The sequence below is a fragment of the Algoriphagus sp. genome (genome assembly GCF_046296635.1).
Taxonomy (GTDB): Bacteria; Bacteroidota; Bacteroidia; order Cytophagales; family Cyclobacteriaceae; genus Algoriphagus.
Genome location: NZ_JBKBKZ010000007.1, coordinates 94,768 through 107,399, shown reverse-complemented (window position 1 = coordinate 107,399; position 12,632 = coordinate 94,768). Strand labels below are relative to the sequence as shown.

Genomic DNA, 12,632 nt, shown 5'->3' with positions numbered 1-12,632 from the left:
GCAAATCTCTAAAAGCTGTTGAAATCACCTAGGTTTCTTCAATTCGGAATTCTGTTGGTATTCCTTACCGGAATTCTTAAACCTGTTTTTGCGCAGCAAGAACCGGATGGAGAAGTATTGCTCAATTTTAACTACCCTGCCGTGGGAAATGTGTACATCAACGGCGTATTTTTTGGTGATGTAGCGTACTTACCTTTAGGGGAAGTCCTCAGCTTACTCTACATCTCTACAGAAAGAACTGATAGTGGAAAAGGCCTGAAAGGCATTTATCCAACAAAAAACGATACTTGGTCAGTTGACCCTGTTACCAATCAACTCATCATCAAAGGGAAACCCGAACCCTTACAAGCGGATAAATATTACATTGGGGACTTGGATCTTTTTCTTCACCCGGACTACTTCAAACAAATTTTTGGAATCACCTTTACCATCAACACCTATGCGCTCAGCGTAAGCATGAAATCAGATTTCACGCTCCCGATCGAAGAACGACAGAAGCGAGAAACTATCCGAAGACAATTGCAGCAAAGAAACAGCGCAGGAAGTACCGATGCGCCCCTTATTTATGATCGGGAACGAACAGCACTCAGCTTGGGTGTCTTGGATTACAATATCAACTATACTGCATCAGATGTCGGAAGAAATCTGGGCATGTCCTTCAATGCCGGATTGGAATTTTTGGGAGGTGATCTTCAAGGGAGCTACAATAGTAACTTCAACAATGGCAACCTACTCAGTAGCTTATCGGGTGTTCGCTGGAGATATGTGCTTCCGGGAGGGATGACTCCTGAAAAGAACGTCGGACTAGCCAGTATCTCCGCCGGACAGGTGAGTACGACAAGTTTCAACAATGCCGCCAATTTGGTCGGAGTTTCTTTGACCAATAATCCCGTTATTCCACGCTTCGAACTCGATGTGTTTGTCATTGACGGCACGACGGTTCCCGATTCGGAAGTGGAGCTCCTGATCGGGGGGCAATTGGTGGATTTTACACGCGCCGATGAAGTTGGTTTTTATCGATTTAATGCACCTGTAAATTTTGGAACAGTTCGACTCAGCATCAGAATTTATACTCCACAGGGAGAAGTCATCATACAAGACCGACAGATTCAGGTTCCGTTTAGCTTTTTACCCAAAGGATTTGTTGGGTATAATTTTCAGGCAGGATTGCCACAATTCACATTTGACAGTTTAGGCACCAGCTTGGTAACCCATGCAGATATTGCTTACGGTATTACCAATGCTTTGACGGTACGGGCTGGTGCAGATCAGGGTGAAATATTTGGTGAGAAAAACATCTATCCTGTTTTTGGTCTTTCTGCCCGGCTTTTTCAACAATACTTGCTTAATATCGATGCCTTGCCGGATCGCTACTATCGTGCAAATGCGAGTGTATTCTATTCAGACAACACCAGTATCAATGCCCAATTCACTGAATACAATCCAAACTCTGCCTTAAATTTCAGAGGTCAGACACGCGATGGTAATGTGAACGTTTTTTACCCATTTAAACTCCTTGGAAAATTCTCCGGCTTTCGGGTGACGGGAGAGCGGATCTGGTTTGACTCTGGACTTGGTGTAAACAATTATCAGTTTGACTTCAATACCCAAATCAGCCGGGTGATTCTCCGATTAAATTATCGAGGTGGTGCAAGGAGATTGGCAAATGATCTGGAAAACCAGACACAAAATCAGTTTGGGCTATTAACGAGCTCTTTGACCTACACCTTACCTCGCACACCGAGTATCCCTGTTTACGTTCGGGGGCTTTTCCTCAGGGGACAATTCAGATACTCCACCCTACTGGAGGAGCCGGAATCAGTTAGTTTTCTTCTTTCCCAGACCTTATTCAAAAATGGTCGCTTCACCCTAGGTTACGACAGAGAATTGATCCGCGATCTTTCCCAGTTTCAAGTGGGTTTCTTGTATGATTTCAACTCATTGAGAACTTCAACACAATATGCCAAGCGGACCACCGGGTATGCCCTTCAGCAGGGATTCAGCGGATCCTTGGCCTATGATCCTGCGGGAAACTCTTTGATACCGAGCAATCGTGATCAAATCACACGATCAGGAGTAACGGTCCGGATGTTTGTCGATGAAAACGAAAACGGATTCTATGATGAAGGTGAAGAAGTAGTTCCAGCAAAAGCGGTCCGACTCGACCGCTCCGCAAATATCCTGATCGGATCTGACGGAATCTTGAGAATTTCACAACTTCAAAGCTACTGGAAATATCGATTGGACGTAGATATCGCTGCCTTACCCAATCCAAATTTAGCTCCAAAGCTGAAAAGCTTTTCATTCGTTGCTGAACCTAACCGATTTAGACAGATAGATATTCCACTTTACCAGACAGGGATTATTGATGGTTTTGTACTTTTTGAGAAAAATGGAGAACAGCAAGGACAAGGCGGATTGAGATTGGAATTAATCAGAAATGGGGAGACCGAACCTGTAGAAATTATTCGAACTTTCTCGGATGGAAGCTTTTACTCTTATGGACTTTTGCCCGGTAAATACAAGTTAAAAGTAGATTCGAACCAGCTGGAATTTATGCAAGTAAATTCTAACCCGGCTGAATTGGAATTTGAAATCAAAGCTTTGGCTGATGGGGATTATTTGGAAGGAATAACTTTAGTCCTAAGACCAAAACCTACATAATAACGATTTTCAAACCAGAAATCGTTTCACCAACTGTTCCCACTCTTCCCTCAGGCTAATGTTTGGACGACTCTCTCCTGACTTGGAATACCAATAATCTGCATTCCAAAGGTCTCCTTCTTTGCGGTGAAGATAGGCATGAACTCTAGCTGCGCTTTTTCCAGGTAGCCCATCGACATGATCGTGGGCTAGTTTCCAATCACCCTTTCCGTCATACCACAATGCCAAGAGTTCAGGGCCAAATTTTTCCACTTCAGGATCTAAACCCAAAAAATTACCTACTTGCTTTTCCATTTTTGCTGTTTTTTCTCTGTGAATTTAGAAAAAATGTCAAATAACATTTTCTCACCCTTTATAGAGGGAACTTTCAATTAACTGGATATCAATCTGGTACAAAAAAGAGGCTTTTTTATCAAACCTCCACAAATCTCCTATTTCTCTTTCCAGTTGGCAGGTATTGGATTAATTCTATATTTGCCCAATTAATTTTCAAAAACCCAAATCGAATTAATATATAGTATGGAACATGCGTTGATTTATATGGTCCCGGCCCTCGGGATACTTGGCCTGATCGTGATGGCCATCAAATCTTCCTGGGTACTCAAGCAGGAAACGGGAGACAAAAACATGGTGGAACTTGCCGGCTATATTGCCGATGGGGCAATGGCATTTTTAAGGGCAGAATGGAAAGTCCTCTCCTATTTTGCTGTCATTGCAGCTATTGTACTAGGCTGGTCCGGAATGCTGGTTGAGACCTCCCACCCTACCATCGCTATTTCATTCATTATTGGCGCATTCCTTTCTGCTTTTGCAGGCTATATCGGGATGAAAATCGCCACCAAAGCTAATGTCAGAACTACACAAGCCGCACGAACTAGCTTGAAGCATGCGCTTAAAGTGTCTTTCACAGGCGGATCTGTGATGGGACTTGGAGTTGCCGGGTTGGCTGTTTTAGGACTCGGGGCCTTGTTTATTGTATTGTATCAAGTATTTGTTGTAAGTGTTGGAGCAGGTGTTAACGGCTTGGAAATGGAAAAAGTCCTTGAAGTATTGGCAGGCTTTTCACTTGGCGCTGAATCTATCGCTCTTTTTGCTCGTGTTGGTGGTGGTATTTATACCAAAGCGGCTGATGTCGGGGCAGACTTGGTAGGAAAAGTGGAAGCTGGAATCCCAGAAGATGATGTAAGAAACCCAGCAACAATCGCCGATAACGTGGGTGATAACGTGGGTGACGTTGCAGGAATGGGTGCCGATTTGTTCGGTTCTTATGTGGCTACGATCCTTGCTACCATGGTTTTAGGTCGTGAGATTGTGTCACTTGATAACTTTGGAGGTATCGCACCGATCCTACTTCCAATGGTTTTGGCGGGCTTGGGAATTGTGTTTTCGATCATGGGAATGGCCTTTGTCACCATCAAAGATGAAAAAGGCGACGTGCAAAAAGCCTTGAACATGGGCAACTGGTCATCTATCTTATTTACAGGTATTGCATCCTTTTTCGTAGTGAAGTATATGCTTCCAGAGACGCTCTCAATAAGAGGATATGAGTTTACCAATATGGACGTGTTCTATGCGATTATACTTGGTCTAGTGGTCGGAACATTGATGTCGATCATCACAGAATACTACACCGCAATGGGAAAACGTCCTGTTTTGTCAATTATCAAGCAGTCAGGAACTGGACACGCCACTAACATAATTGGTGGTTTAGCAGTAGGAATGGAATCCACAGTTCTTCCAATTCTTGTTTTGGCAGGTGGTATTTATGGAGCTTATGAGTTTGCCGGTCTTTACGGAGTAGCAATCGCCGCAGCAGGTATGATGGCAACTACAGCAATGCAATTAGCGATTGATGCTTTCGGTCCTATTGCGGATAATGCGGGTGGTATCGCAGAGATGAGCCAACTTCCTGAGGAGGTTCGTGGACGTACTGACATTTTGGATGCAGTGGGAAATACCACTGCAGCTACTGGAAAAGGCTTTGCGATTGCTTCTGCAGCTTTGACTTCTTTGGCTTTGTTTGCAGCATTTGTTGGAATTGCAAAAATTGACGCCATCGACATTTACAAAGCCCCGGTTCTTGCAGGACTTTTTGTAGGCGGGATGATTCCGTTTATTTTCTCCTCCCTTTGCATTGCGGCAGTAGGTCGTGCTGCTATGGACATGGTGAATGAAGTGAGGCGTCAGTTCCGTGAAATTCCGGGAATCATGGAATACAAGGCTAAGCCTGAATATGAGAAATGCGTGGAGATTTCCACAAAGGCATCAATCAGAGAAATGATTGCTCCAGGTGCAATCGCACTCCTTACACCGATCATTATTGGTTTTGCATTTGGCCCTGAGGTATTGGGTGGAACGCTTGCAGGTGTGACAGTTTCAGGTGTTTTGATGGGAATTTTCCAATCCAATGCAGGTGGAGCTTGGGACAATGCAAAAAAGTCTTTCGAGAAAGGTGTAGAAATCGATGGAGAGATGTATTACAAGAAATCAGAGCCGCACAAAGCTTCTGTAACAGGTGACACCGTGGGTGATCCATTCAAAGACACATCAGGACCTTCCATGAACATTTTGATCAAATTGATGTCTATTGTGGCATTGGTAATTGCCCCACACATTTCGGAAGGAACTCACAGTCCTATAGCTGAAAATGTGGTAAAGAAGGAAGTTAAGAAGGAAATCAAAATCGTCGATGGTAAAAAAGTAGAAACTGAGACTATTACGATTACGAAATAATAAATACAATCAACTAATACCCAAAACCGTCTCTGATCTACAGGGGCGGTTTTTTTTATTTTTCGATATAAAAGACTTGTCAGGTTTTGAAAACCTGACAGGTCTAAAACAGTGTAAATCCCAATTAAACAAAAGGATTTTATTTATGAAATATGTTAATCTGCGGAAATCAGCGAATTTTTCTGTGTAAACCTACCTTCGGCAGGCAGGTCTGCGAGAAATTCTTATTTTTATTTATGAAGAAAATACTCCTTGGCCTGTTAATCGCCCTTTCCTCCTGCACGGTACAAAAGATCAATTCTTCGCTGAAAAAATCAGAAGTCTTTGACCAAGGCCATTTGGGCTTTATGCTGGTTGACCCAGCCAAAGAAAAACCGCTGGTGGAGATCAATTCTGATAAGTATTTCATTCCAGCTTCCAACACCAAACTTTTCACTTTTTACACTGCTTACTCAATTTTGGGAGATGGATTAGTCAATGGCTTGAATTATTTGGAAAGAGGCGATTCTCTGATTTTCTGGGGCACAGGAGATCCAAGTTTTCTGCATCCGGATTTGAAAAATGAAAAGGTCCTGGAGTTTTTAAAAAACTCTGAAAAAGACCTTTATCTGGTGAATAATTTCGATCAAGTGGCAGCTTTTGGGCCCGGATGGTCTTGGGATTGGTACAATGCCTATTATGCCACTGAGCGGTCGGCATTTCCTATGTACGGGAATGTGGTTCGGTTTGAAAAAGCTAAAGATGAACAGCGCATTACCGTAATTCCCGAGCGATTCAGGACTAGTCTCTCAGGAAAAGACACTAAGAACTGGCAGGGCTTTCAATTTAGAAGAGATCGTTTTTCTAACCTGTTTTCCTACCAAATCAGCAATGAAAAGGTCAACGAAGCATTTGAAACCGACATTCCTTTCATCACTTCTGCTGAATCAACAACGGTGATGCTTTCCGAATTAATTGGGAAAAGAGTTGAGCTGATCAGGAATGAAACCTATATGAAACTCGATCCAAAAAAGCTTCAAACTCATTCGGTAGACAGCATTTATGCCCAAATGATGAAAATCAGCGACAATTTCCTCGCTGAGCAGCTGTTGTTGTTAGTTTCTGATCAACTCACAAATACACTCAGTATCGCCGATGCCATCGAGTATGCTAAAGAAAATTTATTGAAAGACCTTCCCGATGAGCCGATTTGGTATGACGGTTCTGGACTTTCAGCCCGAAACATGTTTACCCCAAGATCGATCATTGCGCTGTTAGGAAAAATACGAGAAGCAGTACCGCTGGAGAAGATCAAGGCCTATTTCCCGGCAGGTGGTGAATCTGGCACTATCCGCAATTGGTACAAAGCCGACGCCGGTCAAGCGCCATACATCTACGCCAAAACAGGTAGTCTCAGCATGGCTAATTCACTCAGCGGTTATCTGATCACCAAAAGCGGAAAGATTCTTCATTTCTCCTGTCTGATGAATAATTATACGATTCCGTCAAATGACTTAAAGATGGAGTTGGAAAAGGTGCTTTATTATATTCATGACAAGTATTAAGATGGAAATCAAAGGTGACAACAACTCTTATTCTGGCTTAAAATTCCAAATCTCGGAACTTCTTCTCTTGGGCAGGGAGAAAGCTGGCCGAGCCATTAATACAATTCTGGTTCAAACTTATTGGCAAATAGGAAGACATATTGTTGAATTTGAGCAGAATGGAAAAGACAAAGCCGAGTATGGATCAGAGTTGCTTGATCGGCTTTCTAGAGATCTTTCGTTAGAATTTGGGAAAGGTTTCAGTAGGTCAAATTTATTTCAGATCAGACAATTTTATCTGAAATTTCCAAAAATCCAGACACTGTCTGGACAATTGAGTTGGAGCCACTATGTAGAAATAATTAAATCAGATCATGAATTAGAAATAGGATTCTACACCAAACAATGTGAAAAGGAAAACTGGAGCGTAAGGGAGTTAAAACGGCAAATGAAAAGCATGCTTTTTCACCGAATCGCAATCAGCAAGGATAAGCAAACCATTCTTTCTCTTTCAGAAAAAGGGGCTGAAATCCAACTTGCATCAGATATCATCAAGGATCCTTTTGTTTTTGAGTTCCTGGGAATCCCAAATCCAACAAACTATTCTGAAAATGAACTTGAAACCAAATTGATTTTAAACCTTCAAGATTTCCTACTTGAACTCGGTAAAGGGTTTGCTTTTATCGGAAGGCAGTACAGAATAAGTTTAGGCGGTAGACACTTTTTTGTTGATCTTGTTTTTTACCATAGAATTCTCAAGTGCTTTGTTTTAATTGATTTGAAGAGGGGTGAAATTGATCATCAGGATGTGGGGCAAATGAACCTTTACCTGAATTACTTCCGAAAAGAAGAAAATACCGAAGGAGATAATTCACCCATTGGAATCGTACTGGGGGCTTATAAAGACCAAATCTTGGTTGAGTATGCAACTGAAAACATTAGCAATCAGCTATTTGTAAGTAAATACCAACTCTTTCTCCCAGATAAAAAGCAGTTGGCCGATGAGTTAGAGAAATTATTAGACTTCGAAAATCCATGATAAAAAGATACGCAATTCAGCTCCTTTCCTTTCTCCTGCTCGCACAATCCATCCTAGCTCAATCCTTCACTATGGAGCAGATAGGGAAGTTCAGTTTCCCCTCCGAACTCGGCTCCTCTCCCACTGAGGAAGCCATCGCGTGGGCTATGAATGAGCAGGGGAAACGGAATATTTATTGGGCAAAAGGTCCTGATTTCAGTCCTGAAAAACTCACCGCATTCAACGAAGATGACGGACAGGAAATCAGTAGCCTGCAGTTTTCTCCGGATGGTAAATGGTTGGTTTTTGTACGCGGTGGAGATCACGGAGGAGGAAATGCTTCCTCAAAAGTCAATGCTAAAAACCTCCCACAACTTCCAAAAGTTGAAATCTGGAAAATCAATCTGGAATCAAAAAAGGCAGAAATAATCACTGAGGGCGATGATATTTCATTAGGCTTTCCCAGTCAATTAACTTTTTTGAAAGGTGGACAAATCTGGAAAGCTGATTTGTTTGGATCCGATAAACCATCACAACTATTCCAAATCAAAGGAACTGTCAACTCCGCAGTATTATCCCCAGATGGCAAAAGCCTTGCATTTACAGTAAATCGTGGTGGACATCAGCTTTTGGGAATCTATCGGGATGAGAAAACTCCGATCCAGTTTTTGGCAGCATCATTTCATCGGGATTCTAATCCAAAATGGTCGCCGGACGGAACCAAAATCGCCTTTATCAGAACTAGAGGAGGTGAAGGTGCAGCTTTTCCCCTACTCGAACCACGACACATTCCTTGGGAAATCTGGATCGCTGATGTGGCAACTGGTGAAGGAAAGAAACTCTGGAAAGCTCCAGAAACGCTTCGAGGCTCCTATTCATCTGGTTTTTTTGACTTTTCCAGCAATTCTGAATTGATTTTCCAATCCTATGAAGACGGTTGGCAACACCTGTATTCTTTGGATATTCCTTCCGGAAAAACTCAAATCTTGACACCCGGCAACTTCATGGTTGAGCAGGTAAAAATGAGTTCGGATCGGAAGAAAGTGATCTTCTCAGCCAATTCTGGCCCGGCAAAAGAAGACATGGATCGCCGGCATATTGGTTCTGTGGATCTGAATTCAAAAAAGTTGACATGGGAAACTTCAGGAACTGGGATTGAAGCTTATCCAGTAACGATTGGTTCACAAAGAAAAGTCGCTTTTTTCTCCGCTACTCCTCAGCGTTCTCACTTGGTGGCTGTGAAATCGGGTGAAAAAACTCAGCTTTTGCAAGAGAATTCACTACCATCTGATTTTCCGGTTTCCAAGTTGGTCACGCCAAAGCAGGTCAAATTCACTGCACCCGACGGCACGACAGTTTATGGTCAACTTTTCGAAAAAGAAGGCGGCGCAGCCAAAAAGCCCGGTGTGGTATTTGTTCATGGCGGACCACAGCGACAGATGCTGTTGGGATGGAGTTATATGGATTACTATTCAAATGCCTATGCACTTAACCAATATCTGGCAGAACTCGGTTTTGTGGTTCTTTCAGTGAATTACAGACTAGGAATCGGCTATGGCTATGAATTTCATCGACCGGCTAATGGCTATTATCAAGGTGCTGTAGAATATCAGGACATCAAAGCTGGCGGAGAATTTCTCGCTTCCCTTTCGCAAGTAAATTCAGAAAAAATCGGAATCTATGGTGGGAGCTATGGTGGATTTTTAACCGCTTTGGCTTTGGCCCGAGATTCGAAACTTTTCAAAGTTGGAGTAGACATACATGGTGTTCATGATCTGGATGGGCGATACGATTTGCCTGCAGGATATGAGGTCGCTCCTGACTATGAAAAAGCAAAAGAAATCGCCTGGAAATCCTCTCCGATCCCCGATTTGGCCACTTGGACTTCACCAGTTCTTTTCATTCATTCAGATGATGACCGCAATGTCAACATCAGCCAAACCACTGATTTGATCCGAAGATTTGAGGAAATGAACAAATCGTATGAGTCGATCTTCATCCCCGGAGATACACACCACTGGATGAAATGGAGCAATATGGTTCGGGTGCATCAGGCCACAGCGGATTTTCTGAAAAAGCATTTGATGGAAAAATAGCTGGAAGACGGAAGACATAAGTATTAAGTATCTAGACGCAAGTATCAAGATTTTGGAAGTGAGAGCCGAAAAGCGAGAATCAAGAAAGTAAGTGGTGAAAAGTAAGTTGTTATTATTATTAACTAAAAAGCGAAGCTTTTAAACTCTGTGCTCTCAAAAAAGCCTACTAAGACCATCCAGTTCTGCGGTTCATTATTGGGTCAATTCCTGAAAATCCTATTTCTCTGTGAAACTCTGTGGTAAAAAAATCCTCAAGCATAACATCATTAAATTTGAGGTGGTAACCCGAAGTCAAGAGAAAAGTATATTAGAGAATCATTCGATTTTCCAATCCGCCACAGCGGACAAGTTCTTTCAATTTATAAAATGCTCAATCTCCAATCCCTACACCATATCGCGATTATCTGCTCGGATTATGAGCGATCCAAAAAGTTCTATACTGAAGTGCTTGGATTTACCATTATTCAGGAAGTTTACCGGGCTGATCGGGAGTCTTATAAATTGGATTTGGGACTGAATGATGGATATTTGATCGAGCTTTTCTCCTTTTCCAATCCGCCAAAGCGAGTTTCAAGACCCGAAGCTTGTGGATTGAGGCATCTTGCTTTCGCAGTGGAAAACATTGAGGAATCCATCGCATTTTTGATCAAATCTGGAATAAGTCCCGAACCAATTCGTATGGATGAGTACACCGAAAAGCGCTTCACTTTTTTCGCTGATCCGGATGATTTACCGATAGAACTTTACGAGATTTAACCATGGCAGAAAACAAAACCAAAGCGACCGAGATTTCTGTAAATGAGTTTATCCAAGCTGTCGAATCTCCCAAAAAGCGGGAAGATGCGTTTGCACTTAAAAAAATAATGGAAGAGATCACCGGAGAAAAAGCGGTGATGTGGGGGCCTTCAATCATCGGTTTCGGTAGATACCATTACAAATACAACTCCGGTCATGAAGGAGACGCCCCAATAGTTGGGTTTTCGCCAAGAAAAGCGGCCATTTCACTCTATCTGATGGATTGTTCCGATCCGACTTCTGAAATTTTACTGACCCAATTAGGCAAATTCAAGAAAAGTGTGGCCTGCATCTATGCAAATAAACTTTCTGACCTCAACGAACCCGTGCTAAGGGAAATAATTAAAAAATCTTATGATTTCATGAAGGAAAAATATCCACTTAAAAAAGTCTAAGACCTGCCAGGTTTTGAAAACCTGGCAGGTCTGACTCAAGCAATCCCCTCAATCAGATGCTGAGCTTCCTGAAGTGATTTATAATATTTTCTAATGGTAATCCTTCCGAAAATATAAACACTTAATAGACCCAATGGGACATAGACCATCCAGAAAATGGGCTCTAGAATCAAATCCTTTTTGCCCAACAATTCTGCCAATGGTGGTAAAATGCTCACCACAAACAACCCTGAAAGCATCAAATTGAATTGCTGAAATTTCCAGAAAAAGGCCTTTTCCTTTTTGAATTTTTCAACCAACAGCGATGGACTTTCATCCGTGATTTTCAGACTATTCAGTCGGGCCAAAGTCCACAAACTGATAGTTGGCAAAGTGATCATCATCACCGTATTGAACACTGCGAGCACTTGATTGATTGGTAGCTCGAGTTTTCCAATCTGGAAAATGAAATATCCAGCATATCCAAAGCAAATCACACTGCCCAGTATTTCTGGAAAATAGATACTGAATAAGCGGTTTTGATAGTTTTTCTTAGTCATTTTCATAAGTTCTTCTTTTTTGATTTTTTCCTGATTTTCTACTTTTCCACTGAGATCTTCCCAGATGGATTTCATTTCTTCGAGTTCCATTGTGTTGTTGATTTAGTAGGTTTGAACTCCCTTTCTGAGCTTTTCTTTGATTCGTGAGAGACGCGTCCCGACATTGCTGCCGCTGATTCCGACGATTTCGGAGATTTCCTCGTGGCTTTTTCCTTCGAGAAAAAGGAAAACAATCCCTCGATCCAGCAGTCCCAACTTCCGGATTTCAGAATAAAGCGATTTGAGCCGCTCTTCCATTCCCGAATCCAACTCATCGGCAAAATCCAAATCCAATCCGTCCAAGGGCACTGCAGCCACCCTTTTCTTTGATCGATTTAGACTCGTGATCGCCGTATTCATTCCAACCCGGTAGAGCCAAGTGCTCGGTTTGGAGGCTTTTTTGAACTGATCAAAAGACTTCCAAGTCTGATAGACGATCTCTTGATACAAATCCTTCTGCTCTTCCCGGTCGCGAGTATAGATCGTTGTGATCTTGTAGATCAAACCTTGGTTTTGCTGAATGAGATGAATGAATTCGTCCTCGCGGTTCATGAATTAGCTTTTGATCAATTAGTCTTTGCTTCGCTTAAAAAATCACACTCGATTCAAACTTTATTTAAAAAAGCAGGGAAAATTTGGATAAATGCTAATCTTTCTATGTGCAAATATCTCTATAAATTGGCTGGAGGACCGGAGACAGATGCTTCGACTACGCTCAGCACAGGCGACCACGCCACACCGTGCAAGCGAAGAGGTCCTGAAATTAGAATTTGAGTCTGTTTCCGTTGGTTGAATTTATCTACTGACAAAGAATCTGATGATCACACATA

The 12,632-nt window shown here is 42.2% G+C and carries 10 protein-coding genes; 7 read left to right on the top strand and 3 right to left on the bottom strand.

What is annotated here, in order from left to right:
* Positions 1-18 precede the first annotated feature (18 nt).
* Complete coding sequence (locus ACK4HU_RS07405; protein ID WP_409804939.1) at positions 19-2,664, top strand: hypothetical protein; 2,646 nt, start codon at positions 19-21, stop codon at positions 2,662-2,664.
* 9 nt (positions 2,665-2,673) lie between these two features.
* Here ACK4HU_RS07405 and ACK4HU_RS07400 read toward each other — a convergent pair whose 3' ends face one another.
* Positions 2,674-2,958 (bottom strand): hypothetical protein, encoded by a 285-nt coding sequence (locus ACK4HU_RS07400; protein WP_409804937.1) that lies wholly within the window; start codon positions 2,956-2,958, stop codon positions 2,674-2,676.
* Positions 2,959-3,183: 225 nt separating this feature from the next.
* On the opposite strand from ACK4HU_RS07400, the gene ACK4HU_RS07395 reads away from it, so the two are divergent.
* The 6 genes from ACK4HU_RS07395 to ACK4HU_RS07370 all read left to right on the top strand — a co-directional run bounded on the left by ACK4HU_RS07395 (position 3,184) and on the right by ACK4HU_RS07370 (position 11,224).
* Positions 3,184-5,397 (top strand): sodium-translocating pyrophosphatase, encoded by a 2,214-nt coding sequence (locus tag ACK4HU_RS07395; protein WP_409804935.1) that lies wholly within the window; start codon positions 3,184-3,186, stop codon positions 5,395-5,397.
* Between the two features lie 236 nt (positions 5,398-5,633).
* Positions 5,634-6,941 (top strand): D-alanyl-D-alanine carboxypeptidase, encoded by a 1,308-nt coding sequence (locus ACK4HU_RS07390; RefSeq protein WP_409804933.1) that lies wholly within the window; start codon positions 5,634-5,636, stop codon positions 6,939-6,941.
* Positions 6,928-7,959, top strand: a complete 1,032-nt coding sequence (locus ACK4HU_RS07385) for a YhcG family protein (protein ID WP_409804930.1) — start codon at positions 6,928-6,930, stop codon at positions 7,957-7,959. The genes ACK4HU_RS07390 and ACK4HU_RS07385 overlap by 14 nt, the downstream gene beginning before the upstream one ends.
* Complete coding sequence (locus ACK4HU_RS07380) at positions 7,956-10,034, top strand: S9 family peptidase (RefSeq protein ID WP_409804928.1); 2,079 nt, start codon at positions 7,956-7,958, stop codon at positions 10,032-10,034. Before ACK4HU_RS07385 ends, ACK4HU_RS07380 begins: the two co-directional genes overlap by 4 nt.
* 366 nt (positions 10,035-10,400) lie before the next feature.
* Positions 10,401-10,790, top strand: coding sequence for a VOC family protein (locus ACK4HU_RS07375; RefSeq protein WP_409804926.1), 390 nt, complete (start codon positions 10,401-10,403; stop codon positions 10,788-10,790).
* 2 nt (positions 10,791-10,792) lie between these two features.
* Positions 10,793-11,224 carry a DUF1801 domain-containing protein gene (locus ACK4HU_RS07370; RefSeq protein ID WP_409804923.1) on the top strand — a complete coding sequence of 144 codons (432 nt, stop codon included), beginning with the start codon at positions 10,793-10,795 and terminating at the stop codon, positions 11,222-11,224.
* 35 nt (positions 11,225-11,259) lie between these two features.
* Here the strand turns inward: ACK4HU_RS07370 and ACK4HU_RS07365 are convergent, their stop codons facing one another.
* Both ACK4HU_RS07365 and ACK4HU_RS07360 read right to left on the bottom strand, forming a co-directional pair.
* The gene (locus ACK4HU_RS07365) at positions 11,260-11,853 is read right to left on the bottom strand and encodes a hypothetical protein (RefSeq protein ID WP_409804921.1); all 594 of its coding nucleotides are present in this window, start codon (positions 11,851-11,853) and stop codon (positions 11,260-11,262) included.
* 12 nt (positions 11,854-11,865) lie between these two features.
* A complete protein-coding gene (locus ACK4HU_RS07360; RefSeq protein ID WP_409804918.1) occupies positions 11,866-12,354 on the bottom strand; it encodes an RNA polymerase sigma factor in 489 nt (162 codons plus the stop codon).
* Positions 12,355-12,632: the final 278 nt, after the last annotated feature.